Origin of the sequence: Bauldia litoralis (genome assembly GCF_900104485.1) — a bacterium.
In the GTDB taxonomy this organism is placed as follows: domain Bacteria; phylum Pseudomonadota; class Alphaproteobacteria; order Rhizobiales; family Kaistiaceae; genus Bauldia; species Bauldia litoralis.
The window spans coordinates 266,545-292,682 of sequence record NZ_FMXQ01000007.1 but is presented as its reverse complement, the minus strand read 5'-3'; the positions used below and the strand labels follow the sequence as shown (position 1 = coordinate 292,682).

Genomic DNA, 26,138 nt, shown 5'->3' with positions numbered 1-26,138 from the left:
TCAGGCCGGCGCGACCGCCTCGATCCACACCCGGTTGTCGTGGAAGGCCGCGCCGCCAAACGGCGCCACGGGGTCGGCGCCGGTCAGCGTGTTGATCCCCTTGCCGTCGGCGAAAGCTGCATTCGGCCACACGCCTTCCGACACCAGCACGCCGCGCCGCACGCCGTCGAACAGCCGCGCATGCAGCGTCACCGCACCCCGGCGGTTGCCGAGCCGCACCAGCCCGCCATCGGCGATGCCGTGCCCGGCGGCATCCTCCGGATGGATCATCACCTCCGGCCGGCCGCCCTCCTTGGCCCGCGACGACGGCGTCTCGTTGAAGCTCGAATTGAGGAAGGAGCGCGCCGGCGAGGTCGCCAGCCGGAACGGATGGGCGCCGTCGGCCTCCTCGATCACCGTGCAGTGATCCGGCAGCTCTGGCAGTCCCTGCCACGGTCCCATCGGGCCATTGTTCGGCGCATCGACACGCGGCCAGTCCGGCCTGAAATGAAATTTGCCGTCGGCATGGCCGAAACCGTCGAGGAAATGCGACGTGCGGAAGTCCGGCTGGCAGTCGATCCACTTCGCTGTCTCGAGATCGGCCAGCGTCCCCCGCCCCGATTTTTGCAGCATCCAGTCGATATGCTCGCGCTCGCTCATCCCGAAGCCCGGATGGTCGACGCCGAGACGGTCGGCAAGGCCGGCGAAGACCGCGTGGTTGGTGCGGCATTCGCCCGGCGGCTCGACCAGCTTCGGCCCGAGCAGGATGTGCTGGTGGCCGCCGCCCCGGTAGATGTCGTCGTGTTCGAGGAACATCGTTGCCGGCAACACGATATCGGCCATCGCCGCCGTCTCGGTCATGACCTGCTCGTGGACGCAGACGAACAGGTCGTCGCGGGCGAAGCCGGCGCGCACCTTGTCCTGCTCCGGCGCCACCGACATCGGGTTGGTGTTCTGGATCAGCATCGCCGTCACCGGCGGACCGCCGAACAGCACCTCCGGCTCGCCGCAAAGGATCGCGCCGATGCGCGACTGGTCCAGCCGCCGAACCGACGGGTCGAGACGGTCGTGGCCCTCGATCAGGCTCTTGTCGAGGTTGAAGATCGCGCCGTTGGTGTGGAAGGCCCCGCCGCCCTCGTGCTGCCAGGCGCCGGTGACCGCGGCGATGGACGACGCGGCATGCATCGACACCGCGCCGTTGCGCGACCGGGTGAAGCCGTAGCCGAGCCGGAAATAGGTCCGCTTCGTCGTGCCGACCGCCAGGGCAAAAGCCTCGATCTCGTCGACGCCAAGCCCGGTGATCTCCGCCGCCCATTCCGGCGTCCGGGTCGCCAGGTGTGCCTCCAGCTCCTCCGGGCAGTCCGTATAGCGCGCCAGGTAGTCGCGATCCGCATGGCCGTCGCGGAAGCAGACATGCATTACCGCACAAGCCAGCGCCGCGTCGGTCCCGGGCCGCAGGCAAAGCGCGATGTCGGCCTGCTTCATCGTCTCGTTGCGGTAGACGTCGATCACCGCGATCCGCGCCCCGCGCTCCTTCCGGGCCTTGATCGCATGGGTCATCACGTTGATCTGGGTGGCGACCGCGTTGGTGCCCCAGATGACGACGAGGTCGGACCTGGCCATCTCGCGCGGATCGGGACCGGCCAGTCGCCCGGTGCCGGCCGCATAGCCGGCCCAGGCCGGGTTGGTGCAGATGGTGTCGAACTGCCGGGAGTAGCGCTTCGCGTGGCGGAGCCGGTGGATGCCGTCCCGCTGCACCAGCCCCATCGTGCCGGCATAGTGATAGGGCCACACCGCCTCGGCCCCGTCCTTCGCCTCTGCATCGAGGAAGGCCTGGGCGACGATATCGAGCGCCTCGTCCCAGCCGATCCGCTCCCATGCGCTGGCATCGCGCCAGTCGGGGTTGCCCTTTTCCCCTTTGCGCCGAAGGGGATGGAGCAATCGGTTCGGATTGTGAATCCGCTCGGCGTAGCGCGCCACCTTGGCGCAGATCACCCCGGCCGTGTAGTCGAGATCCTTCGACCCGCGAACCCTGCCGATGCCGCCATCGATCAGGTCGACCTCCAGCGCGCAGGTCGACGGACAGTCATGGGGACACGCGGAATGACCGATGGGGGTCGGCAACGGGCGGTTCATCGGCAGCCTCGATCTCTGACCCCTCTGCCATGGCACCTCGCCGGGGCCGGGTCAAACGATGCAGTACGACAACCAGTGGGACCTCAACAAGCCGCTGTTGTTTCCTCTGCGACTCGCGTTATGATTGTTTTTGTTTGTCGGGAGCAACCCATGCGCCGCGCTTCTTTTAAGCGCCTTGTCATTTGCTGCGATGGGACTTGGAACCGTCTCGACGCGGCGGAGCCGACAAACGTCGTCAAGTTCGCAGAGTCCGTGACATCGACCGCCGAAGACGGCACGCGGCAAATCGTCTGGTACGACGAAGGCGTCGGATCGGGAAATACGACCGTTGGCCGCAACCTCGACCGCTGGCTCGGCGGTGCGTTCGGCGCCGGCCTGATGACCAAGGTCGAACAGGCCTATCGCTTCCTCATGTTCAACTATGATCCCGGCGACCAGATCTACATCCTCGGCTTTTCCCGGGGAGCCTACACCGCCCGGTCGCTGGCCGGCCTGATCAGGAACTGCGGCATCGTCGAGCGATCGCGAGCCCGGCGGATTCGGGAAGCCATTGCGCTCTACCGCGGACGCGATGCGGATTCGCACCCGGACGCCGCGCAATCCTGCGCTCTCCGCAATGACGTCTGCCCCGGCATCTACCTAAGCAACGCCGATCTGACGTGGCGCGAGAAGAATGTTCCCGGCTTCGACGTGACGAGCACGCAGCCCCTTCAAATCGAGTATCTCGGAGTCTGGGACACGGTCGGCGCCCTTGGGCTGCCGAACCATTACTGGATCTCCGGACTGTTCAACGGCCGGTACCGGTTTCACGATGCCGCCCTCAGCAGCACAGTGCGGGCCGCCCGCCACGCACTGGCTCTAGACGAATACCGGCGCGCATTCGAGCCCGGGCTCTGGAAGAACCTCGATCACCTGAACCACGCCGCCCTCGCCGATGGACGCGGCGTCCGCTTCCGGCAGACATGGTTTCCCGGCGATCACAGTTCCATCGGCGGCGGCTGGAAGGAGGTCGGACTGTCGAGCGATGCCTTGCTCTGGCTGATCGAAGGCGCGGCGGAAAGTGGCCTGGCGTTCCGGGCGGAGGCGCTCGACGCGGCCCGCAGCGCAGCCAATCACCGGGCAGCCCTGACCGGCAAGCCCAAGCGCTTCAGCATCACGAATTTCATGTCGCGGCGACCGCGCGCCGGACCGAGGATTGTCGCCGACGTCTCCGAAAGCGCCCGAAAGCGGTGGAAGGAACCCGCGAACGCGCTTCCCGAAAAGGAACTCTACCGTCCACAATCCCTGTCGGCGGTGGCGGACGTTCTGGATTGAGAAACGGTGCGTGGATGGCGGGTCACCCCGCCATCCTTTCTTGTTCCGAAAGACCCGTGGCCGTTCGTCAGCCGCGCTTCGGATCCAGAGTCACCTTGTAGAGCTCGGTGTCGTCGGCATCCATGAGGCGGACGGTCAACTGCTCGCTCTGGCCGTCGATGTCGACGATGCCGAAGAACTGCAGCCCCATCGACGGCGGCAGGTTGGCGCCCTGCTCTTCCGTCGGCGCCTTCACATACTTGACCTCGGGTCCGAAGGTCATGTCGAGGCCGTTCGGTCCGAAGGTGCCGGCATGCAGCGGGCCAGAGACGAATTCCCAGAACGGCTCGAAGTCCTGGAACTGCGCCTTTGACGGATCGTAGTAATGCGCCGAGGTGTAATGCACGTCGGCGGTCATCCAGACGGTGTTGGTGATGCCGGCGTTCTTGATGAAGCGGAGGAGATCGGCGATCTCCAGCTCGCGACCCTTCGCCGGACCGTCGTCGCCATTGGCGACGGCTTCCGCGCCGGCGCTGTCGGCCCAGTTGTCCCAGACGACAAGGCCGAGCGGCATGTCGCAGGCGATGACCTTCCAGGTCGCCTGCGAGTTGGCCAGCTCGCGTTTCAGCCACTTGACCTGCTCGGCGCCGAGGATCCGCGCCTCGGGCGTCAGCGTCTCTTCCATCGACGGGCCATTGCCGCCGCGATAGCTGCGCAGGTCGAGGAAAAAAACGTCGAGCAGCGGGCCATAGCCGATCTTGCGATAGACCCGGCCGGGCTCGGCCGGCTGGTAGCGGATCGGCGTCATCTCGTGGAAGGCGCGGCCGGCGCGCGCCGCCAGCAGGTGGATGTTCTTCTCGGCGTAGCGGTCGTCGCCGGTGAGGTCCTTGGCGCTCGACCAGTTGTTGACCACCTCGTGGTCGTCCCACTGGAAGAAGGTCGGAATCTGCGCGTTCATCGCCAGCACATGCTCGTCGAGCATGTTGTATTTCCACTGGCCGCGATACTCGTCGAGGGTCTCGGCGACCTTCGACTTCTCCGGCGTGACGATGTTCTTCCACACCGTGCCGTCCGCCAGTTCCACCGTCTCCTTGAGCGGGCCGTCGGCATAGATCGTGTCGCCGGAATGCAGGAAGAAATCGGGCGCGTGCCTGGTCATCGTCGCGTAGGTCTTCATGCCGCCGCGGTCGGTGTCGATGCCCCAGCCCTGGCCGACGGTATCGCCCGACCAGACGAACCTGACGTTGCGGCGGGAGGCCGGCGCGGTCTTGAAGTGACCGACGATCGGCTCGGAGGTGACGTTGATGTCGGCGAGGTCGGCCAGCGTCAGCCGGTAGAAGATGTCCTGGTCGGCGAAAAGCCCGGTGAGGAGCCGCTTGACGGCAAAGTCGCTCTCCGGAAGCGCGTCGAGCGAGGGAAGCTTCACCGCGTTGGCGAAGTCCTCGCGGGTCGAGACCTCGAACATCACGCGCGACGGCCGGTCGGCGCGGGTCCAGACCATGCCGGATTCGACATCGACGTCGCCGGACTGGACGCCATGGGTGAAGCTCGGCCGGGCGGCGGCCCGGGAGTAGAACGGCATCGCGATGCCGGACGCGGCAACAAGGCCCGCGGCGCCGGCCGACGCCAGGAATCCGCGGCGGCTCACTGCAACCAGTTTCGTCATGGAAAGCTCCTCAGGGGTCACGTGCATTTCACGCGAACCGGGACATGCCGGACGAGCGTAACAAGGACGTATCCCCGAGGCGACGTTTTGATGAATTCCAGAGAAGGACCGCGACTGGTCGTGTCCAGCAGCGCGCGCCGCCCTCGCCCCCCCTCCGACACGACAGCAAACCGCTAGCCGGCGACGCCGTCCCGCCACATCGCATCGATATCCGCCGCGTCCATGACGAGGCCGAGATGAAGCGAAACCATCGCCAGCGCGGCATCCTCGAGGTGCTCGTCCGTGCCGCGCACCAGATCGCGTGCGACGATGACGCGATAGCCAAGGTTGCTGGCATCAAACGCCGCATTGAGGATGCAGCAATCGGTCATGCCGCCATCGATGACAACAACCTTCGTTCCCATCTGGCGCAGCAGGAAGTCGAGATCGGTCGCGAAGAACGGCGACAGCCGTTTCTTGCCGCTCACAACCAGATCGTCCGGGCCGACTTCCGTGACGAATTCGGTCCACCGGCTACCCTCGATCGCATGCTCGTCGGCATTGGGGATGTCGCCGACATGCAGCGGAAACGTCATCCGCCAGGCCGACTTGACACCCTTGATGTCGTCGACGCCATTCTTGCGAAGGACGCTGCGGATATGGATGACCGGTACGCCGGTTTTCCGGGCCGAGGCATGGAATTCATCGACCGGTGCGATGATCTCCCGGCCACGCGGCGCCGGACAGGGGCAATCCGGCGTGTCGGCCAGATGGCCCTGGTGCATGTCGATCGAGAGGATCGCGGTGTGCTTCAGGTCGTTGAACTCCTGAAACTCGGGCGGCAGGGCGCGACGAACGCCGTAGACATAGGACTCCATCGAAGCATTCTCCGTTTCAGCGTCTTTCACGATCGTAGGCGGTGCCGAGGGCGGCCGGTGCGCCGAACTTCAGGCGTGACCTGTTGCTGCTCATCAGGACCAGCACGACGATCGTCGCCACGTAAGGCAGCATGTTGAGGAAGTACGGGGAGATGAGCGCGTCCCCGCCGATCTGCATTCGAAATCTCAACGCGTCCACAAGGCCGAACAGATAGGCCCCCGCCAGCAGCCACATCGGCCGCCAGCTGGCGAAAATCACCAGGGCGAGCGCTATCCAGCCCCGCCCGGCGGTCATGTTCTCGATCCAGGAGGGCGTGTAGACGAGTGACAGATACGCCCCGCCGAGCCCGGCAAATGCCGTCCCGACCACCACGTAGACGTAGCGCAGAAGCGTGACGTTCATGCCAAGCGTATCCACGACATCGGGGCTTTCGCCGAGCGAGCGGAGGATCAGTCCGTAGCGCGTCCGCCAGATGTAGAAGGATACAGCGATGGCAAGAATGACGGCGAGATAGACCAAGGCATCGTGCCGGAAGAAGGCCGGCCCGACGAAGGGCAGATCGGCGAGAGCACCGAAGTCCGGCTTGGCCATCACATCCGCCACCGGCTTGCCGATGAAGGGCTTTCCCAGATAGGCCGACAGCCCCCCGCCCAGAATGGTGAAGGCCAGGCCGGTGACGATCTGGTTCATCCGCAGGGTGATGACCAGGAAGGCGAAGAGCAGGCCGAAGAGACCGGCGGCGAAGGCGGCAAAGGCGGTTCCGAACCAGGCTGAGCCGGTCTGCGTCGTCGCGGCGAAGCCGGCGACCGCGCCGACCAGCATGGTCCCCTCCAGGCCAAGATTGATCACCCCCGCCCGCTCGCTCAGCAACTCGCCGAGCGCGGCGAAGAGGATCGGCGTGCCGGCGATGATCGCAGCGGCAAGAAGCAATTCGGGATTCATGGACTGCCCTGAGACGCTGGCACCCGTCGGATGCGATATTTCCCGAATGTCGCCGCCGCAAGAAAGCAGAGAAGCAGGACTGCCTGGAGAATCGTGCCCGTGGCTGGCGGAATGCTCGACACCTGAAGCGCAAAGCCACCGTTGAGAAGACCTGAATAGATCAGCGCGGCGAAGACGATCGCCAGCGGACGCCCCTGCGCCAGCCAGGCCACCAGGATCGCGATGAATCCGTAACCGGGAGACAGCCCGGACTGAAGACGCGTCGTCGATCCGGCAATCTCGATCGCTCCGGCCAGCCCGGCGAGTGCCCCGGCGCCGGTCAGCGCCACCAGGGTGACCGTCCGGTGGTTCACGCCGCCATAAAGGGCCGCGCGGGGGGCGTCGCCAGCGACGCGAAGGTTGAAGCCAAGCCGCGACGACCGATCGAGCCACCACAACCCGAGACTGGCGGCGACCAGCACGATGATCCCGGGATGAATACCGGCAAACACGCGACCGGGTTGGGCGTTCGCGATGATCGGCGCGGAGTAGGGAAACGAGTAGGCCAGGGGATCGGACCACGGCCCGGTGACCAGATAGGCGACCCAGAGGATCGCGACGTAGTTGAGCATCAGCGTGGTGAGGATTTCATTGACGCCGCGGTAGGCCTTGAGGGCAGCGGCGATGAAAGCCCAGAGCCCGCCCCCGAGCATCCCGGCCAGGAGAACCAGCGGCAGCGCGACGACCGGCGGCGTGGACGGTGGCAGGAACAACCCGACGCCCGCGGCGCCGAAAGCGCCGAAATAAAGCTGTCCCTCCGCGCCGATATTCCAGAGCCGGGCGCGGTAGGCGAAGGCAATGCCGATGGCGCAAAGCCCGATCGGAACCGCCTTGTTGATGGTCCCCGAAATTGCATTCATCGAACCGAAGGCGCCGCGCGCCAGTGCCGAGTAGGCAACGACCGGGTCATACCCGGACGCCAGCAGCAGGGCGGCACCCACCAGCAACGCGACGCAGGCGCCAACCGCCAGACGAATGGCCGCCTGCCCCCGCCGTGGTTCATCGAGCACTGGCTCCAGCCGAAACGGCATGGTGAGATTCATGCGGCTTCCCGTCCCCCGATCATCAGCCGGCCAATGGTCTCCAGATCGGCTTCCTCGGCAGGAAGGTCGGCGACGATCGCGCCGGAATGCATGACCAGCACGCGGGTCGCCATGGACAGCGACTCTTCCAGTTCCTCGCTCGACATCAGGACGGCAGCGCCTGCAGCGGCGGCGGCGATCAGTGCCGACCGAATCTGCGCGGCCGAAGCGACGTCGAGCCCACGGGTCGGATAGTCGGCAATGATCAGTTTCGGATCGTCCTGCAACTCGCGGCCGAGCACGATCCGCTGCAGGTTGCCGCCGGACAGGCGACGGACCGGCGCGTTGTCCGCGATCTTCACGCCAAAGCGGGCGATGACCTCCCGCGCATTGGCATCGACGGCCCGGCGACGGAGCCAGGGACCGAATGCCGGCAGGAATTGACGCCCGAGCAGCGCATTCTCCCGGACGGTCAGACCCGGGGCGAGACCGGTGCCCAGATGTTGAGCCGGGATATAGGCGAAATGTCGCCTGCCGTTCAGCTGCGGGGACTCGATCCTCCCCGACAGTGGTTTCCGCAGGCCACCGATCGTCTCCATGAGTTCGGTCTGTCCGTTGCCGGTAACGCCGATCATGGCCACCACTTCACCCCGATGGGCCTTGAAGGCGACGTCCCGAACGACGCGCGCGCCGCGATGGTCGGCGACGCTGAGCTTGTCGACGGTCAGGACGACGTCCCCCCGCCGGGTTGCCGGTCGCGCCTCTGTGGTGAACCGCCGGTCCCCGACGATGTGCCGCGCCAGGCTGTCGGGATCGCTGTCTTTTGCCAGGCCGACATGCACCACCCTGCCCCCGCGCATCACCACGATGTCGCGCGCGACACCGAGAATCTCGGAAAGCTTGTGGCTGATCAGCACGACCGAGCGTCCGGACGCTGCAATCTTCTCGATGATCGCGAAAAGGCCCTGCGTCTCGATCGGCGAGAGAACGGATGTCGGTTCGTCCAGCGCCAGGACGCGCGCACCGGCCGAGAGCACCCGGAGGATCTCGAGTTGCTGGCGTCTGGCCAGCGACAACTGCCAGACCGGCACCGTCAGATCGAGGTCGAAACCCAGGTCGTGCATTTGCTGGCGCAGCGCATCGTCTGCGCTCCGCCGCTGAAGAAAGCGGCCGCGGTCGATGGCCAGCGAGATGTTCTCGAAGCCCGTCAGCGTTTCGACGAGGCGAAACTGCTGGTGGACCATGCCGATGCCCGCCGCCAGCGACGCCTTCGGCGAACCGAGCGCCAGGGCCTGCCCATCGACTTCTATCTGCCCGGCGTCGGGCAGATAGAGACCGGAGAGAATGTTCATCGTGGTCGACTTGCCGGCTCCGTTCTCGCCGACAAGGGCGAGAACGGAACCGCGAGGCACGTCGAACGACACACCGTCATTCGCAAGCACGTCACCGAAGCGCTTTGACACGCCTCGAAGCCTGACCAGCGGATGCACCGGTGTGGCGCGCTCCGTTTTGAAGGCGCTCATTTCGTCGGGAGACTGCCCGACACACCTTCAACCAGCCAACCCATGCCGTTGATATCGGCGATGCCCAGTGTCGCGCCTTCGGCGACGACCGTGGCGCCTTCGTTGTCCTTGATCGGCCCCGCCCAGTAGTCGAAGCTGCCGGACGCCAGAGCCGCCTCGGTCTCCGCGACCTTGGCCTTGATCTCATCGGATACGGCGGCGTTGATCGGCGCGATCGAAACCGTTCCGTCATCCAGCCCGCCATAGAACTCGCCCGGCTCGAACGTCCCGTTCTTCACCATGTCGACGGCGCTCTTGTAGAAGGGGCACCAGTCCCACACCGTCCCGGTCAGGACCTTTTCGGGCGCGAAGGAGGTCATGTCGGATTCCGAGCCGATGGCCCATGCGCCGCTTTCGGCCGCGCCCTGCACTGCCGACGGCGTATCCTGATGCTGGGCGATGACGTCGGCGCCGTTTTCGACCAGCGCAACGGCGGCCTGCTTCTCGGCCGACGGATCGTACCAGGACAGCGTCCAGACGACTTCGACTGTGACATCGGGATTGACCGAGCGTGCCCCCAGGGTGAACGCGTTGAGGCCGGCGATCACGGTCGGGATCGGTTGGGCGGCGACGAACCCGATCTTGTTCGTCTCGGTCATGCTCCCGGCGACCATCCCGGTGAGATAGCGACCGTCCCAGAGCTTGCCGTAGAAATTCAGGATGTTGTCGGCCGGCGCAATCGTCGGGGTGATGCCGAAGAAATATTTGTCGGGATTGGCGACAGCAACCTGCTGCGTGAAGGGCTGGTAGCCGAACGCCGTCGCGAAGATCATGTTGTAGCCCTGCGACAGGAAGTCGTTCTCGACGTTCAGCACGTCCGGCGTCTCCGGCACCGTCTCGACGAACGCGGTCTTCGTGCCTTCAGCTTCGATGCACTGGCGCGCAACATCATGGCGGTAGGTCCAGCCGGCGTCTCCGACCGGTCCGACATAAATGAAAGCCGCCTGGGGATCCTCGGCCGACGCGGCACCTGGCACGCAAAGCGCTGCGGCGCTGGCGACAAGGACAGACCCTATCGTAACGCGGGAATTCAGCATGGTGGTTCCTCTCCTCCCATTGCCGCGGGAACTGCGGCAATCGGAAATTAAGGACATATTTTTTCCTTATGTCAAAATGTATTTGAACATAATCAAGTTGCAGGCGGGGCGCGCAACGCCTTACCCGCGACCCGGCCCATAGTGCAGGCGGACGTGACGGAGCAGGTCCGGCCACGTCCTTCGCCAGCATCGCAGGCTCTGACGGCCCTCGTGCATCAGGCACAGGTTGCAGGAGACGCAGTCCACCGGCCCGACCCGGCCCTCGACGATCTGGCGCGCAATGTCGGGCTCGCGGATGAACGGCCGGGCCATCGCGACGAAGTCCGTATCCCCCGAACCGATCAACTCGTCCATCATCGCCGTCGACCGCACCCCACCGACGAGAATGACCGGCAGCGACGCGCCGCCTGCTTTGACCGCCTGCGCGAAGGGGCGATAGTAGGCCTCCTCGACATAGGGCCGGCCGACTGCCCCGAAAGCCAGGTGGCGCAGCGCCCGACCGAAGCGCACGCCGACATAGGGCCGTATGTTGTCGCGGTAGGTGTTCATCACGTTGTAGGTGACCTCCACCGCGTCGAGGCCGCGCCGCTCGAGTTCGCGAACCAGTGCGACGCTTTCCTCGACCGGCAGTCCCGCGGGATCGACATCCGCCATGCCGATCCGCGCCGTGACCGGGACGTCGTCGCCGACTTCGTCGCGAACCGCCTCGTAGACCCGGATGAAGAACCTGTTTCGGTTCTCGGCGCTGCCGCCCCAGGCGTCGTTTCTCAGATTGGTCAGGGGCGAGCGAAATTGCGAAATCAGGTAGCCATTGCCGCCGTGAAGGTGAATGCCGTCAAAACCCGCCGCGATCGCACGCCGCGCCCCCTGGCGAAAAGCCATGACCAGTTGCTCGATATCGTCGGCGGTCAGTTCGTCCGGCTCCGTTCCGAAAATCGCATTGGCAACGACCGACGGGGCGACCGGCGTGACGCCGGGGACCGTCCCCTGGCTGCCGGCATGGGCGAGTTCGGCGAAGATCGTTCCCCCTTGGGCGTGCACGGCATCGACGAGCCGCCGCAGCCCCGCGATGCAGGCGTCATCGTGGATACCGGTCTGGAACGGTGTGTATTGCCCGCGCCGGTCGACGTAGATGTGACCGGTGATGATCAGGCCGGCGCCGCCACGGGCGAGGTCTTCGTAGAAGGCGACAAGCCGATCCGAGACCAGTCCCTCGGCGCTTGCCATCGTCTCGGACGTCGCGGCGCGAACGATCCTGTTCTTCAGGACAAGCGTCCCGATCCTGCCTTCCTGAAGAACCGTCGCAACCATCAGGCTCTCCGTTTTCACACCCCGGGACGCCGGGATCGCGCTGTCGTTCGTAGGCTACGGCGTATCCGTCGGCATTGGCTGGTCGAGCTCGCCCGCCGACAGGAAAAGGGCCAGAAGCGGATAATAGCCGGCGATCGTCACGATCTCCGTCGCCGCCGCGCGTCCAAGTTCAGCGGACAGCCGCGCCAGCACATCCTGGTCCGACTGCCGGTCGCGCACCGCCTTGAAGACGAAGCCGACGATCGCCTGCTCAACGTCCGGAAGCCCGGTGCCCGAACCATCGCGAACGGCGGCTAGTTCCGCGTCGCTCAGGCCGAGCTCGCGGGCAATCGCCTCGTGGTAGGTCCATTCGTAGCCCGAGCCGAAGGCGGCGGCCGCCGCCAGGATGGCGATCTCGCGGTGGCGCTGGTCGAGAACGCCGTGAAACCGGATGGCCTCGCCAACCGACTGGATCGCCTCGGCGAAGTGCGGTGCATCGAGCATCGCCAGGAAGGGATGCGGCACGCCGCCACGCGGTCCGGACGCAATGCGGTCGTGCGTTGCGCGCTGCTCCGCCGTCATTTCATCGATGTCGCGCGCGCCGATCAGCATCCGCCCCTCCGAACCGCGACCGGGCGCTGTCGCGCGCCCGGCATGCTTGCCGGTCCGAGCCGGTCGACCCGGACCTTTGTTGCCTGACGTCAGCGCCGATCGAAGATCGCGTTGGCGACATCGCCGATGGCTTCGACCTTCTCCTCGACATCCTCCATCAGGAGAATGCGGCAGGGGCTGGCCTCCAGCCCGTCGTAGCGCCACGGATATGCGCCAATGATCCCGCGCTTGTTGAGGCAGAGCTCGATGTCGCCACCGACATTCTCGGCGTGGATCAGCCCTTCCTGGAGAGCGTAGCTGTGGAAGGGGAAGATGTTCTCCGTGACCTCACGGCCCGACCTGTTGTGGGTGTAGGTGTATTCGCCGAAGAACTCGTCGCAGGTCATGCCGACCTTCTTCTCGAAGCGCTTGGCGAGATCGGGACGCATGTGGCGGATCGAGGTATTCATCGCATGATCGCCCGAGCCGCAGTCGACGCCGAACCACTTGATCTTCTTGTCGAGCATCCACTGCAGCAGTTCCATCTTGCCGCCGGGATGCATGCAGAAATAGCGGATGAGATCCTGCTGCGGCTGCCCTTCCCAGTAGCGATGCCAGCCGGTGTGGAGGATGAGAATGTCGCCCTCCTTCACCTCGACCGGCGCGCTCTCGATCATCTCGGGCGTGATGACCGCCCAGTCGTCCATGTGCTCGGAGATATCGACCACCGCACCCGGCGAGACGAGGAAGTCCATGGAGTAGGACGCCATGTCCCCCATGCCGTCCGCGCCGTGCATCGCGCCGTCGATGTGGGTGCCGCTGTGCAGCGCCATGTCGATCCGCTGCGCCACGATCTGCTTGGTCTGCAGATTCTGCGCGTAGTACATCTTGTTGCCCGCATAGCCGACCCAGCCCGGCGTATGGATATTCATCATGTGGGTCATGTCGGTGATTTTCATCGAAACTCTCTCCAGATTGCGGGTCGAATGCGCGAACAGCGTCGGTCGCAGCGACATTAACCGTGTTAAAATTAGATTATCAATGCTAAATTCTCAGAGGTCAATCGTCAGCCCGGCGCCGCGCGCCCGGGACCGGCAGATTGCCACGTGGGTTTCCCGTTCCCCGGCGGTCAGCACCGTGTCGCGGTGGTCCGCCTTGCCCTCAAGGAGGCGGACGACACAGGTGCCGCAGGTGCCTTCGCCGCAGCTGTAGTCGGCGTCAATGCCCGCTTCGAGCACCACGTCGAGAATGCTCCGTCCAACCGGTATTTCGAGGCTGAGGCCACTCTGGGCCAGGGTCACCTGGAAAGGCCGGTCCTGCGCCGTCGGTTGTTCGGCGTTGGTGAACCATTCGAAATGAAGCGCGGCTGGCGGGATGCCGGCACAGCCGCCGGTCCGTTCGACCTCGCGCATCAGCGGAGTCGGACCGCAGCAATAGACGTGCGTCCCGTCCTTCACCGCGGCCAGGACATCGGCGACCGGGAAAAAACCGCCCGCTTCATCGTCAACGTGGAGCTGCGCCATGCCGGAGGCGAGGTCGTCGGCGAGTTCGTCAACGAATGCCGCCTCGTCGCGGTTGCGGACGAGATAGATCAGCCGATAGGGCCGCCCCAGCCGCGCCAGGACGCGCCGCATCGAGAGAATGGGCGTGATGCCGATCCCACCGGCAAGCAGAAGCGCCTCCGACGCGCCATCGTCCAGGGGAAACTGGTTCGCCGGGGCTCGAATCCGCACCTGGGTGCCTGCGGCAAGCACCCGATGCATCTCCCGTGAGCCACCTCGCCCCGCATCCTCCCGCTTGACCGCGATCACATAACGCCCGGCATCGACCGGGTCGTTGCAGAGCGAATATTGCCGTTCAAGTCCGGACGGCAAGGCGACGATGACATGCGCGCCGGCGGTGAAGGGCGGCAACGCCCGCGTCGGGTCGGCGGACACCAGTTCGAAAAGGCGGACGTGTTCCGTCAGATCGCGTACACCGACGACGCGAAGGTCGAGGAACCCGGACATCACGAACCCATCCGGATCACGGCATGTAGCTTGCGGGCAGGTTCAGTTCGCGAAGCATCCGCCGATAGAGGATGGAAGCGGCGTCGGGCAGACGCAGGTGAAGTTCTTCCTTGATGTCGACCGGGATCTGTTCCGGCCGCTGTCCCTCGACGATGACACGGTCCTGTTCCATCACCGTGTCGAACCCGCCGGTGAATTCGGCATCGTCGCGGTCGAGGGCGTGGTTGCGGGTGACCAGCACGTGGATGTGGGTGAGAGTCTCGTCCACCGGCGTCGCCAGGAAGCTGAGCAGCGTCACATCCCCTGCCCGCGCATTGTCCGAGTCCGACCACGTCGCACCGCCCTCGGGATTCAACACCCCCTTGCGATCATGGACGAGGAAGGGGAACTCGATGACATATTCGCGCAGCAGGTGGCCGTCGTCATAGGCGTAGGCAAAGCCCTGGTCCTGCCGGGCGACCTCGAAAGGCTTGATCACCGGTCCGTCGGCAAGTTCCGTGTAGCCCTTGTGGACGAAGTTGAAATGCGAGAAGTCCATCGCGTTCTCAGCGACCCGCGCCGCGGACGCGTTCCAGTCGTAGCGAGCGACATAGACCGACCGGTAGTCCGGGTTGTCCCACACCGTTTCGAGAAACCCCGGAAAGGGCGCCGGCGTTTCGCCGAGACAGACCCAGATCAGCCCGTAGGCCGACCGGCTCGCGTAGGCGATCGCCCGCGCCTTGGCGGGGATCGGCGCCCCCTCGGGAAGTGACGGGATGTGGGCGCAGCCTCCGTCGGCCCGGTAGCGCCAGCCGTGATAGGCGCACTTGATGGTGCCATCGACGACCGCGCCCGCCGACAGCGCGGCGCCACGATGGATGCACAGGTCCTTCATCACGACCACATCGCCTTCGGGCGAAGGACGCCAGACGACCAGGTGTTCGCCCAACAATGTGTAGCGTGTCGGCTCCATGCCGACATCGCTGTCGCGGGAGATCGGATGCCAATAGGGGCGCAACATATCGAGCATTTTATTCTCTCCTGCTGCACTGGGGCCGAGCGAGCGTCCGCGCGCCTCTCAGACGCCGAGAAACAGTTCGCGGAAATTATCGGCCGCGAGGATCTCGGCCGACGGCTTTTGCAGCGCGATGGTCCCGGTCTGCATCACGGCGACCTCGTCGGACAGCGCGATCACCTGTTGCGGATTCTCCTCCACCACCCAGATGACGGTCACGCCGGTTTCCTTGATTGCCGCGATGCCGCGGGACACTTCGTCGGTCAGGTGCGGCGACAGACCGGTGACCGGCTCGTCAAGGATCAGCATGCGGGGTTCGGCCAGCAGCGCCGACCCGATGGCCAGCATCTGCCGCTCCCCGCCCGACAGGGACCGGCCGGCCTGGCTGCGCCGCGCGACGAGGCGCGGGAACCGGTCGTAGACGGCGTCGATCGCGCTGCGATGGCGCGCGCGGGGCAAAGGGGTGCAGCTCATCTCCAGGTTTTCCTGGACACTGAGACTGCCAAATACATTCCGGGTCTGCGGCACGAAGCCGATGCCGCAACGGGCGATTTCCTGGGTGGGAAGACCGGTAATCTCCTGCCCGGCGAAGGACACCCGCCCGGACATGACATTGACGAGATTCATCACCGATCGGGTCAGGGTCGTCTTCCCCGCACCATTCGGGCCGATGATCGCGACCATCCGCCCCTCGTTCACCTGGAGCGAAATTCCATGCAGAACCGGTAGCTTGCCGTATCCGGCGACAAGATTGTCGATCGTCAGAAGCGCAGTCATGCCGGTCCTCGCATGGGGGGTAAGCCAGGGCGCAGGATATGCGCCCTGGCTCTGGATCAGTTCGCCGGGAAGGCGCTGGAGTCGACGATCGTCACCGTCTCCCACTCACCGTCTTCGCTGACCTTCAGCAAACGCGTGGCGGGGATGGTGACGTTGCCATGCTCGTCGAAATCGAGCTTGCCCGAGGCACCCTCGTAGTCGATCTCCTCGCCCGCCTTCAGCGCCGCGACGCCGTCCGCGAAGGAGATGACTGACTTGCCGCCAGGGCCCGAAACCTTGATCAGGTTGGCGTCAACCGCCTCGCCCGTGGTCTCGCCGGCCGCTTCCATGGCGAGCGCGACCGCGATGAAGGCGTCGTAGGTCTCGGCCTGGTAGAAGCCCGGCTCCGGCTTCTCGCCGAAACGTGCCTCGTAGGCGTCGGAGAAGCGCTCCCAGCTCTTGGCGCCTTCGACCTGGCTCGAAACCGGGTTCATCGCACCGGCGGCGACCTCGGCCCCGACCGCGTTGACGAAGTCCGGCGACTGCAGCTCGGCCGTGACCCAGTAGTCCCACTCATAGCCGCGCTGGTAAGCCTGCTTGACGAAGTTCACGCCGGCAGTCTGGCCAACGGCAAGGAAGACCATCTCGGGCTCGGCGGACGCGACGTCGGCCAGTTCGGACAGGTAGCTGGTCTGCCCTGGCGCCAGGGTGATTTCCTTGGTGATCGTGCCACCGAGGCGCTCGTAGGCCCGCTTGAAGGTCTCGGCCCCGCTCTTGGTGCCTTCGAGATTCTCGACGACCAGAACCACCTCGTCCTGCTTGATCTCGTCGAGGAGCATCTTGGCATGGACCACGCCGAGGAAGCTGTCCGAGGCGTTGGTGCGATAGATGTAGGTCCCGGTGCCGCCGGCGTCGTCGAGGGCTTCGGTACCGCCCGACGTCGAGATGACCGGGATCTTGTTGTCCTTGGCATAGCCACGGAGCGCGACGATCGGATCGCTCTCCGGCCCGATGATGACGCTGACACCATCGACGCTGACCAGTTTGGTCGCGCCGCGCATCGCGCCGTCAACGGTCGAGTTGTTGTCCTCGGCGATCAGCGTCACCGGCCGGCCGAGAATCCCGCCGTCGGCATTGATCTCCTCGACGGCGAGGATCGCCGCGTTGTTGAGGGCGGGCGCCCAGGGGCCCATGTCGCCGCTGAGGCCGACGAGCAGGCCCATCTTCACCGGCTCCCCATCCTGCGCGAGAGCGACAGACGGGGCGGCCAGGGCCAGTCCAACAGCACCGATCAGCGCAAGGCAGCGCCGCCGGTTGGTCTTCAAAATGGCAGTCATAGGTGCATCTCCTGTTTGGTTGTCGAGGATCATGCTTCCGCCTCCTTCGAGAGGCTGTTGTCGGCGCCGCCCGTCCCGACGTAGAGACGGATGACATCCGGATTTGCGATGACGTCCGCACTGTCGCCGTGGGCGATCACGCGTCCGTCCGCCATCGCGTAGATTTCCTCGCAGACCGAACTGATGAACTTGAGGTTGTGGTCGACGACGAGAAAGGTCACGCCCCGGTCACGCAGGGAGCGGATGTGGCTGGTGAGGTTTTCGAGAAGCGCCGGGTTCACACCGGCGGCGGGCTCGTCGAGCATCAGCAGCTTGATGTCGCCCATCATGGCGCGGGCGAATTCCAGCATCTTCAGTTCCGGCGCGGCCAGGTCCTGCACCAGGTCATTGCCGCGCGACGCCAGGCCGAATTCATCGAGCGTCGCCATCGCCTGCTCGAGGATCGCTCCATCCGGCTTCGATCGCCCGAAGATGCGGCCGCGCGAAGCAGCGTCGGCCCGAGAGAAGACCAGCATGTTCTCGAGCACCGTCATCCGGGGAAAGCCCAGGGGCGTCTGGAAGGTGCGGACGAGCCCGAGCTGGGCGATCTCGCTGGGGCGCACGTTTTCGATCGCAGCGCCATTGAAGCGAATGCTGCCCTTGTCGCCGCGGGTGAACCCGCTGATGACGTTGAACAGGGATGTCTTGCCGGCTCCGTTGGTGCCGATCAGGCCGACGATCCGCCCCTTGGCGACGGTCAGCGAAACATCGTCGATCGCCCGCACGCCGCCGTAGGAAAGCGTGACATTGCTGACCTCAAGCATCGCGCGCCTCCCGCTTCAGGGCCGGCAGGTCGAACCGCACGGGCCGTTCGGCGAAGATGCCTTCGGGACGGAACCGCAGGATGAGGATCAACGCGAGGCCAATGAGCGCGGTACGCAACGACGTGAACGCCACGGCCATCTCGCCCGACACCTGGAGGAAGCGGAGCGAGTCGTGGAGGAAGATGAAGATGAAGCCGCCGACAAGCGCACCGCGTTGGTTGCCGATGCCGCCGATGATCAGGGCGGCCCAGATAAAGAAGGTCAGGTCGGCGACGAACTGGCCGGGAATGATCAGCGTGTTATACCAGACGTAGAACATGCCCGCGAAGCCGGACAGCGCGCCCGAGATCATGAAGAGCCGTATCGACGTCTTCTGGGGATCGATGCCGGCGGTAATCGCCAGCGGTTCGTTTTCCCGCAACGCCTTGCAGGCCCGTCCGAAGGGCGAGGCAATGATCCGCCGGGTCACGTACCAGGTGAAGGCCAGGCCGCACAGCGTCAGCGCCAGCAGCACGTAGCTGTAGTCGGCGGCGTCGAAGTAGCTCTTGAACGGTTGCCGGAGGCCGTAGATTCCGGCGACGCCGTTGGTCAGCCAGTTCTCGTTGGCGAAGACCTGGCGGATGATCTCGGCAAAGGCCAGCGTCGCGATCAGGAAATACTCGCGCTTGAGACGCAGCGTCGGCAGGCCAATCAGCCAGGCCGCGATTCCACCGCCGGCGGCCGCGCCGATCGCCCCGATCCACATGGGCAGGCCCAGGCCGAGCAAGAACGACTGTTGCTCGAGGGCCGGATCGGCGGTGAGCAGCGTGTAGGTGTAGGCGCCAATCCCGAAGAAAGAGACGATCCCGAGGTCCCAGAGTGGGCCATTGCCGGATTCGAGATTCAGCGACAGGCACAGCATCGCGTAGATCGCGCCCAGCGTGGAGATGCTCACAGCGAAGAGGATGAGACCTTCCATGGTGCCCTCCCCTCAGTGCGTTCTGTCGCGCCCGCCGCCCCACAGGGCTTGCAGCCCCTGCGGCTTGACGAGAAGAACGACGACGATGATCAGGAAGGCGAGCCCCGAGCGATAGCTGGCCGGGACGAAGATCAGACCGATCTCGATCCCGAAGGCGATGACGAAGGCGGCCAGCATGACGCCGTAGAGGCTGCCGATGCCGCCGAGGACGGTCGTCGCGAGAATGATGATGATCTGCTGCCACCCCATCGAAAGGTGCAGGGATCCCATGATGCCGAGGAACACGCCGGCGAGGCCGCCAAGGGCCGAGGCGACGAACCAGACCAGGTAGGATGTCCGAAGCGGGTCGATGCCGCGCGCCCGCGCCAGGTCCTCGTTGTCGGCCACCGCCCGGATGGATTTTCCGGCCGGGGTGTAGGCGAGGAAGAGATGCAGGCAGAGCGCGACGGCGATCGCGACGATGACGATCGCCAGTTCGTAGATCGTCATGAAGGGCTGGCCGAACAGCTTCATCGCCCGGACCAGCGGCAGGTCGAAAGCCAGCATGCGCTTGCCGGCGATCGCACCAACCACCCCGTAGATGACGTAGGCGGCGCCGACAGAGGTGAACAGCAGCACGAGGACGCCCTTGGCCTTCACCGGCCGGAACAGCAATCCGTAGAACAGCGCGCCGACCAGGCCGCAGAAGATCGCGGCGCCGATGCTGGCGGGAATGATATGGAGGCCGAGGTTGGACAGGAACAGCCCGGAATAGGCTCCGAGAAGCAGCATCTGCCCGTGGGCGATGTTGAGGAAACCCTCGACCTGAACGATCAGCGCGAAGCCGACGGACGACAGCAGGATCACACTCGCCGAGATCAGGCCGAAAGTGATGATGTCCATTCGCGCCTTTTCCTCACAACACCGCATTCACTCTGGCCGGAACTCCAACCAATCGAACCAGGGCAGGCTAGCTTAATTTCAACATTATGAAATTCTTTTTATCCAAACTCAATTATGAGGCATGACTAAAGAATGGCTCGCCGTCACAAAAGATGCCTTCCAATGAGGCATGTTCACCCTTTTCGCCCAAACAGCCCGCGAACCAGGCCGAGCAACGACAGCATCAGGAGCTTCAGCCCACCAACCGGCCGCGGCGCCGGAGGTGGAACGGCGCCCTGACCCTTGTTGCCATCGGCTTCGACGCCGTCGCCGGGTGCCGCCTCGCCACCGGCCGGCAGCCGCGCCTCGACGTTGCGGACGAAGTCCGCGATCAGGACATTCGCGATTTCGTGGATAATCCCGGTTCGGCCGAACTGGGCGATCGCGCCGGACAACTGCACATCGGCATCGATCGCCACGCCGGTCCCGCCCTCGGCATTGGTGAGGTTGCAGACCATGGACATCTTGCCCCGGCTGGCGCCTTTCTTGTCGACGCCCTTGCCCTGCATGGTGACCGTGCGAGCGGCGTCGTCGTAGTCGACATTGGCCTCGCCGTCGAAGCTCGCCTGGAACGGGCCGACCTTCATCGACATCTTGCCGGCGTAGATCCCCTCGCCCTTGTCGCCGAGATATTCCGCGCCGGGCAGGCACGCCGTTACGGCGGGGATATCGTGGAAGAAGGCCCAGACGTCGTCTTCGGGACGAGCCACGACGAAGGTCTGTTGGAGCTTCATGTCGTCATTTCATCCGTGTCCCGAGGTTTCGTTCAAGGTTCAATAGGTCGTCCCGGATACCGTCAGCCCGTACACGTCCACCCGTCGGTCCTCGCGCGGCCGCACCAGCGCCGAGCGGACCCGTGAGGCCCGGATCGCGGCGATGTCGAGGGAGGCGATCAACGTTTCGTCCGCGTCCTGTTCCGACGGACCGGCGAGGCACTCGCCGAAGGAATCGACGATCAGGGAGGAGCCGAGAAACCGGATGCCCTGATCGCCGCCCGACTGGGAAGCGCAGACCATGGCGACCTGGTTGAGGTTCGCCTGAACCATTGCCCCCCGCGCCTGCCCGATGAAGCCCATCGCGTCGCGGGCATTGCGATCAAAGCCCCCGACCCAGGCGGTCGGCACGGCGATCACATCGGCGCCCATCAGCGCCAGGGCGCGAGCCACTTCGACAAAACGGAGGTCGTAGCAGACGCACAGACCGATCCGGCCCAGAGCGGTTTCCACCACCGGCAGCCCGCGGTCGCCGGGAGAGAAGACGTTCTTCTCACCGTCGAACAGGTGGAGCTTCCGGTATAGCGTGGCGCTGCCTTCGGGCGTCACCAGCGCCGCGGAATTATGCAGGTTCCCGCCCGCGGTCTCGCAGAAGCCGCCGCTGATGACAACGTCGAGTTCCGCGGCGAGCGCCTGCCAGCCGGTGACCGTCGGCCCGTCGCCCGGCTCGGCCGACCGCGCCAGGCCTTCGGGATCCAGGCCGTAACCCGAGATCGCCAGTTCCGGCAGGACCACCAGCCTCGCCCCCTTCCCCGCCGCCGACCGGATCGCGGTCTCGGCGCGCGCCCGGTTCTCGTCGGGAGCGTAAAGCCGTGCTCCGAACTGAACCGCCGCAACGGGGAAGGCATCTGTCATTTTGACAGATCCACGCAGTAGTGATCGGGCAGCTCGGCGTCTTGGGGAATCGCACCGATCTTGCGCAGCAGCGGCACATCGGCCGGGGCCGGCCCGCCGACGCTGACCACGCGGGACTCGCTGCCGGCGATGATCGCGTGCTTGATCCCGGCCGGGACATGCACGACGCAACCGGCGTGGAACGGCAGGCTCACGTCGTTCGTGTAGTCGACGGCCAGCCCCTCGCCCTCGAGGATGAAGATCGAGTCCTCGGACTTTTCATGGATGTGAGGAACGTTGGCCTCGCCCGGTTCCAGCACGACATAATTCATGTTGGCGTTCCAGGCGTCGGTTCCGGGCCACACCACGAAACGCGCATCCTTGGAGATGAGTGGCAGGCGAAGGGTCGGCTCGTCGCGGTGAAAGACTCGAATGCTCATTGTGCGAACTCCGCGGTGAGGGAGGCATAGAGTTCGGGGTCCGCCGGCACAGGCCCGCCGACCATGCGCATCCCGTCCGCGCCCGCTTCGATCCGATAGCCGTCCCGTGCGTCGATATGGACGATCGAGCCCTCGATCAGGTCCTGCGCCGCGCCGGACGAAAGGTCCCGCACCTGACCGGCGCCATTTGAAACATAATAAACGCAATCATGGGGATGACGGAGGTCGATGGTCTCGTCGCCGGCCTCCATCTGGAGGATTTGCATGGTGCGGAACCGCGCCCCGTTTCCCGGCCACAGCACTGCGAAGGCCGTCCCCTTGCCCTTGATGAGCGCGAGCTTTTTGTGATTTACACCTGAATCAATGACCTGCACCTGTGGCTCTGAATCGGAAGACATTGGGCGCCTTTTTTTGATCATGCTGACATTTTTTTATTCTATTGAAATTTGAACTACCGTCAATAAACGTTTGATGGAATCGATGTAGCCTGTCCGGGCTGCTGGCGGCAAAGAAGGAAGATCCCACGTGGGTAAGGAAGCGACCGCACGACAAACCGCGGAAACGAGCGACAGCCCGGCGAGAGCGCTGGAGGCCATTGGCCGTCGGATTCGGGAAATTCGGAAGAGCCGGGGCATGACCCTGCATGCGCTCGCCGAGGCGTGCGGCCTGAGTTCTTCCATGCTGAGCCTCGTCGAGCGCGGCCTCGCCTCGCCGTCGATCGGCTCCCTCGTCGTGGTCGGCGAAGCGCTCGGAACCACGATGTCGGACTTCCTGAGCGCCAATGACGAGCAGTCGGACAGGATCGTCACGAGGGCCGCCGACGCGATCATCGTCGAGACGGCCCATCATGTCGTCCGCCGGATGCTCAAGGAAGATCGCTATCGCGGAATTTCAATAGCAATCAACGAATACGCGCCCAAGACCGGCAGCAACGAGGATCCGCTGCAGCACGAGGGCTACGAATACGGGCTGGTTCTCGACGGTCAGTTGACCGTCCAGGTCGACGGCGTGAGCCACATCCTCAACGAGGGCGACCTGATTTCCTACTCGTCGAGGCGCAGCCACCGGATCTGGAACCACGGCGACCGCGTCGCCCGCACCGTCTGGTTCAACACCACGCGCGAGTAGCCCGCGCGCCGGCTCAGGCCAGCCAGGCGTGCAGCCTGTCTGGCGTGATCGGCAATCGCGTCACCATGCCCGGTCGCCCCGCCGCGTCGTCCACCGCCGAGGCGATGGCCGCGCCCACCGCGGTTATGCCGCCCTCGCCCGCACCCTTGACGCCGAGCGGATTGATCGGGCTCGGCGCGTCCTCCCGGACCAGGGTGAAGACCTCGGGCACCTCCAGTGCGGTCGGCATGAGGTAGTCGGCAAAGCTTGTCGCCAGCGGTTGGCCAGCCTCGTCATATTCGAAGTTTTCGTAGAGCGCGCCGCCCAGACCCTGCGCCACGGCGCCGACAATCTGTCCTTCGACCAGCATCGGGTTGATCACCCGGCCAATGTCATAGGCGACCGTGTAGCGCTCCACCAGCACGTCGCAGGTCCCCGGATCGATGCGAACCTGCGCGAGGTGGATGCCGTAGGGATAGGTCATGTGATCGGACCGGAAGGTCCCCTCGGCCGCCAGGCCGCCCTGCTCGGCCCAGGCCGAGGCGAGTTGTGCGAGGCTCATGGCCCGGTCGCTGCTGGCCACCCGTACCTCGCCCGCCTTATAGGCGACGCTCGCGCGATCGACCTGGAACAGCTTGGCGCCGATATCGAGGGCCGCCTCGATCAGCGCTTCCGAAGCGATCTTGATCGCTGATCCCGTCATCACGGTCACCCGGCTGGCGAATGCCCCCATCCCCTTTTCGATCAGGGAGGTCTGGCCATGGACGATCGCGATGCGAGCCGTATCAACGCCCAGACTGTCGGCGCAGATCTGCGCCATGGCCGTCTCGATGCCCTGGCCGACCGACGCGGCGCCGGTGATGATCCGGATTCCACCGTCCGGCGCTACCCGCATGCGCACCATGTCCTCGGGGCCGAGTCCGCTCTTCTCGATGAAATAGCCGAGGCCGAGGCCGACCATCTCGCCGGCCGCACGGCGTTCTGCGATCGATGCCGCCAGTTCCTCCCAGCCGACATGCGCTTCCAGCCGGGCCAGCAGGTCGTGGTAGCGACCGGAGTCGTAGACGACGCCGGTGCCCAACGTGTCCATGCCGCGATCAAAGGGGATGCGCGACTCGGGAATGAGATTGCGCCGGCGGACCTCGAGCCGATCGATCCCGACACGCGCGGCGATCGCGTCCATCAAGCGCTCGCGCGCGAAGGTGCTCTCGTACCGGCCCGGCGCCCGGTAGGTGCCGGCAGGCGTCTTGTTGGTCAGCCGGATATGGCCCGCGACGCGATAGGCGGGGATGACATAGGGGCCTGGCAGGAGGGCGGCAGAAAGATCGGAGACGGTCGCGCCATGGGTCCGCACATAGGCGCCCTGGTCGGTGATGAAGGTGACGTCGAGCCCCAGCAGGAAACCGTCCGGGGCGATCGCGGCCCGCATGCGATACACTTGATCGCGGCTGTGATTAGCCGCCATCAGGTGTTCCTTGCGATCCTCGATCCACTTGACTGGGCGGCCGAGCCGCCTCGCCGCATGACAGGTCAGAACGTCCTCGGGATAAAGCTCGCCACGGATCCCGAACCCGCCGCCGACATGCCCCTCGGACAGGTGCACCCTGTCGATGGCCAGGCCGAGCATCGCCGCTATGGCGCCGCGATTGTAGTGCGGCACTTTGGCCGCGCCGTACATGGTGACGGTGTCCGTGGCCGCGTCATGGACCGCCAGGGCCCCACGGGTTTCGAGGGGAACACCGGTATGGCGGCCAACCTTGAGTTCGAGTTCGACGACCTCGGCCGCCTCGGCGAAGGCCGCGTCCAGATCGCCGCAGGACTTGTGCAGGACCGCCGGTTCCGTCAGCAGACCGGGCATCGTCTCCGGCATGAAGGCGACCGGCTCCGCGGTCGCTTCGAGATGGGCGTCAACCTCGTCGATGTCGCAGAAGACCAGTTCCGCCGCGTCCTCGGCGGCATACGGGCTATTGGCGAAAACCACCGCCACCGGCTCGCCGACATAGCGCACATAGTCCTTCGCCAGGCACCACTGGCGATACGGCTCCATCCCGGTGATTTTCGTCATCCGGAAGTCGATCTGCGGAAGCTCGGCGATGTCCGCCGCCGTCCAGATCGCCTCGACGCCGGGCACATCCGCCGCGTCGGACGCGTCGACTTCGACCAGGCGCCCGAAGGCGACCGGCGAACGGACAACCCGCATGTGGAGCTGGTGCTCGCGATTGAGGTCGGCGGCAAACCGTCCGTTGCCGGTCAGCAGCGCCCGGTCCTCGATGCGCCGGATGCTCCGACCGATGGCGCTCATCCGTTGGTGCCGGCCCGCATGACATCGGCCGCGGCGCGCACCGCGGTCAGGATGTTCTGGTAGCCGGTGCAACGGCACAGGTTCGACGAGACCAGCTCGCGGATCTCGACATCGGTCATCTCGGGATTCTCCCGAAGCGCCCCGACGGCCAGCATCAGGAAGCCCGGCGTGCAGAAGCCGCATTGAAGCCCGTGCTTGTCCCAGAATGCCTGCTGCAACGGGTGAAGTTCGCCATCCTCCGACGCGAGCCCCTCCACGGTTTCGATGGCCGTGCCCTCGGCCTGGACCGCGAACATCAAGCAGGACCGTACGGCGCGGCCGTCGACCAGCACCGTGCAGGCCCCGCAGACACCGTGCTCGCATCCGACATGGGTTCCGGTCAGGCCGCAATCGTCCCGCAGCGCATCGGCCAGGTTCTTGCGCGGCTCGACCGACAGGGCGTGGCGCTTTCCGTTCACGTCAAGCGTGATGTCTCGTGTCTCGGTCATC

Annotated in this window: 25 protein-coding genes; 2 read left to right on the top strand and 23 right to left on the bottom strand. The window is 65.3% G+C overall.

Annotation, left to right across the window (positions count from 1 at the left end):
- Complete coding sequence (locus BLT60_RS17650) at positions 1-2,115, bottom strand: molybdopterin-containing oxidoreductase family protein (protein ID WP_090878387.1); 2,115 nt, start codon at positions 2,113-2,115, stop codon at positions 1-3.
- On the opposite strand from BLT60_RS17650, the gene BLT60_RS17645 reads away from it, so the two are divergent.
- A complete protein-coding gene (locus BLT60_RS17645) occupies positions 2,083-3,429 on the top strand; it encodes a DUF2235 domain-containing protein (RefSeq protein WP_175478507.1) in 1,347 nt (448 codons plus the stop codon). The two genes, BLT60_RS17650 and BLT60_RS17645, sit on opposite strands and share 33 nt — an antisense overlap.
- Before the next feature lie 67 nt (positions 3,430-3,496).
- On the opposite strand, the gene BLT60_RS17640 is transcribed toward BLT60_RS17645, so the two are convergent.
- The 20 genes from BLT60_RS17640 to BLT60_RS17545 all read right to left on the bottom strand — a co-directional run bounded on the left by BLT60_RS17640 (position 3,497) and on the right by BLT60_RS17545 (position 22,659).
- Positions 3,497-5,074, bottom strand: a complete 1,578-nt coding sequence (locus BLT60_RS17640) for an alkaline phosphatase D family protein (protein WP_090878383.1) — start codon at positions 5,072-5,074, stop codon at positions 3,497-3,499.
- Positions 5,075-5,247: 173 nt separating this feature from the next.
- On the bottom strand, positions 5,248-5,931 hold the full coding sequence (locus BLT60_RS17635) for a cysteine hydrolase family protein (protein WP_090878381.1): 684 nt from the start codon (positions 5,929-5,931) through the stop codon (positions 5,248-5,250).
- A gap of 16 nt (positions 5,932-5,947) precedes the next feature.
- Positions 5,948-6,874, bottom strand: a complete 927-nt coding sequence (locus BLT60_RS17630; RefSeq protein ID WP_090878379.1) for an ABC transporter permease — start codon at positions 6,872-6,874, stop codon at positions 5,948-5,950.
- Complete coding sequence (locus BLT60_RS17625) at positions 6,871-7,956, bottom strand: ABC transporter permease (RefSeq protein ID WP_090878377.1); 1,086 nt, start codon at positions 7,954-7,956, stop codon at positions 6,871-6,873. The genes BLT60_RS17630 and BLT60_RS17625 overlap by 4 nt, the downstream gene beginning before the upstream one ends.
- Positions 7,953-9,458, bottom strand: a complete 1,506-nt coding sequence (locus BLT60_RS17620; protein WP_090878375.1) for an ABC transporter ATP-binding protein — start codon at positions 9,456-9,458, stop codon at positions 7,953-7,955. Before BLT60_RS17620 ends, BLT60_RS17625 begins: the two co-directional genes overlap by 4 nt.
- Positions 9,455-10,534, bottom strand: a complete 1,080-nt coding sequence (locus BLT60_RS17615; protein ID WP_175478506.1) for a BMP family ABC transporter substrate-binding protein — start codon at positions 10,532-10,534, stop codon at positions 9,455-9,457. Before BLT60_RS17615 ends, BLT60_RS17620 begins: the two co-directional genes overlap by 4 nt.
- A gap of 120 nt (positions 10,535-10,654) precedes the next feature.
- Complete coding sequence (locus tag BLT60_RS17610) at positions 10,655-11,845, bottom strand: oxidoreductase (protein ID WP_090878371.1); 1,191 nt, start codon at positions 11,843-11,845, stop codon at positions 10,655-10,657.
- Between the two features lie 54 nt (positions 11,846-11,899).
- Positions 11,900-12,436, bottom strand: a complete 537-nt coding sequence (locus tag BLT60_RS17605) for a carboxymuconolactone decarboxylase family protein (protein ID WP_090878369.1) — start codon at positions 12,434-12,436, stop codon at positions 11,900-11,902.
- Between the two features lie 89 nt (positions 12,437-12,525).
- Positions 12,526-13,374, bottom strand: coding sequence for a cyclase family protein (locus BLT60_RS17600; RefSeq protein WP_175478505.1), 849 nt, complete (start codon positions 13,372-13,374; stop codon positions 12,526-12,528).
- 93 nt (positions 13,375-13,467) lie between these two features.
- Positions 13,468-14,424: a PDR/VanB family oxidoreductase gene (locus BLT60_RS17595; protein ID WP_090878365.1), complete on the bottom strand. Its 957-nt coding sequence runs from the start codon at positions 14,422-14,424 to the stop codon at positions 13,468-13,470.
- A 16-nt stretch (positions 14,425-14,440) separates the two neighbouring features.
- Positions 14,441-15,433 (bottom strand): aromatic ring-hydroxylating oxygenase subunit alpha, encoded by a 993-nt coding sequence (locus BLT60_RS17590; RefSeq protein WP_090878363.1) that lies wholly within the window; start codon positions 15,431-15,433, stop codon positions 14,441-14,443.
- Between the two features lie 48 nt (positions 15,434-15,481).
- Positions 15,482-16,195, bottom strand: coding sequence for an ABC transporter ATP-binding protein (locus BLT60_RS17585; protein WP_090878361.1), 714 nt, complete (start codon positions 16,193-16,195; stop codon positions 15,482-15,484).
- A gap of 56 nt (positions 16,196-16,251) precedes the next feature.
- The gene (locus BLT60_RS17580; RefSeq protein WP_175478504.1) at positions 16,252-17,511 is read right to left on the bottom strand and encodes an ABC transporter substrate-binding protein; all 1,260 of its coding nucleotides are present in this window, start codon (positions 17,509-17,511) and stop codon (positions 16,252-16,254) included.
- A gap of 29 nt (positions 17,512-17,540) precedes the next feature.
- The gene (locus BLT60_RS17575) at positions 17,541-18,314 is read right to left on the bottom strand and encodes an ABC transporter ATP-binding protein (RefSeq protein WP_090878358.1); all 774 of its coding nucleotides are present in this window, start codon (positions 18,312-18,314) and stop codon (positions 17,541-17,543) included.
- Positions 18,307-19,272 (bottom strand): branched-chain amino acid ABC transporter permease, encoded by a 966-nt coding sequence (locus tag BLT60_RS17570; RefSeq protein ID WP_090878356.1) that lies wholly within the window; start codon positions 19,270-19,272, stop codon positions 18,307-18,309. Before BLT60_RS17570 ends, BLT60_RS17575 begins: the two co-directional genes overlap by 8 nt.
- A gap of 12 nt (positions 19,273-19,284) precedes the next feature.
- Positions 19,285-20,154 (bottom strand): branched-chain amino acid ABC transporter permease, encoded by an 870-nt coding sequence (locus tag BLT60_RS17565; protein ID WP_175478503.1) that lies wholly within the window; start codon positions 20,152-20,154, stop codon positions 19,285-19,287.
- A gap of 173 nt (positions 20,155-20,327) precedes the next feature.
- A complete protein-coding gene (locus BLT60_RS17560; protein ID WP_090878352.1) occupies positions 20,328-20,927 on the bottom strand; it encodes an SRPBCC family protein in 600 nt (199 codons plus the stop codon).
- A gap of 39 nt (positions 20,928-20,966) precedes the next feature.
- Positions 20,967-21,821, bottom strand: coding sequence for a nitrilase-related carbon-nitrogen hydrolase (locus BLT60_RS17555; protein WP_090878350.1), 855 nt, complete (start codon positions 21,819-21,821; stop codon positions 20,967-20,969).
- Positions 21,818-22,240: a cupin domain-containing protein gene (locus BLT60_RS17550; protein ID WP_090878349.1), complete on the bottom strand. Its 423-nt coding sequence runs from the start codon at positions 22,238-22,240 to the stop codon at positions 21,818-21,820. Before BLT60_RS17550 ends, BLT60_RS17555 begins: the two co-directional genes overlap by 4 nt.
- Positions 22,237-22,659 carry a hypothetical protein gene (locus BLT60_RS17545; RefSeq protein ID WP_175478502.1) on the bottom strand — a complete coding sequence of 141 codons (423 nt, stop codon included), beginning with the start codon at positions 22,657-22,659 and terminating at the stop codon, positions 22,237-22,239. Before BLT60_RS17545 ends, BLT60_RS17550 begins: the two co-directional genes overlap by 4 nt.
- Positions 22,660-22,765: 106 nt before the next feature.
- On the opposite strand from BLT60_RS17545, the gene BLT60_RS17540 reads away from it, so the two are divergent.
- Positions 22,766-23,368 (top strand): cupin domain-containing protein, encoded by a 603-nt coding sequence (locus BLT60_RS17540; RefSeq protein ID WP_280138935.1) that lies wholly within the window; start codon positions 22,766-22,768, stop codon positions 23,366-23,368.
- 13 nt (positions 23,369-23,381) lie between these two features.
- On the opposite strand, the gene BLT60_RS17535 is transcribed toward BLT60_RS17540, so the two are convergent.
- Positions 23,382-25,649 carry a xanthine dehydrogenase family protein molybdopterin-binding subunit gene (locus BLT60_RS17535; protein WP_090878343.1) on the bottom strand — a complete coding sequence of 756 codons (2,268 nt, stop codon included), beginning with the start codon at positions 25,647-25,649 and terminating at the stop codon, positions 23,382-23,384.
- Positions 25,646-26,137 carry a (2Fe-2S)-binding protein gene (locus BLT60_RS17530; protein WP_090878341.1) on the bottom strand — a complete coding sequence of 164 codons (492 nt, stop codon included), beginning with the start codon at positions 26,135-26,137 and terminating at the stop codon, positions 25,646-25,648. Before BLT60_RS17530 ends, BLT60_RS17535 begins: the two co-directional genes overlap by 4 nt.
- Position 26,138: the final 1 nt, after the last annotated feature.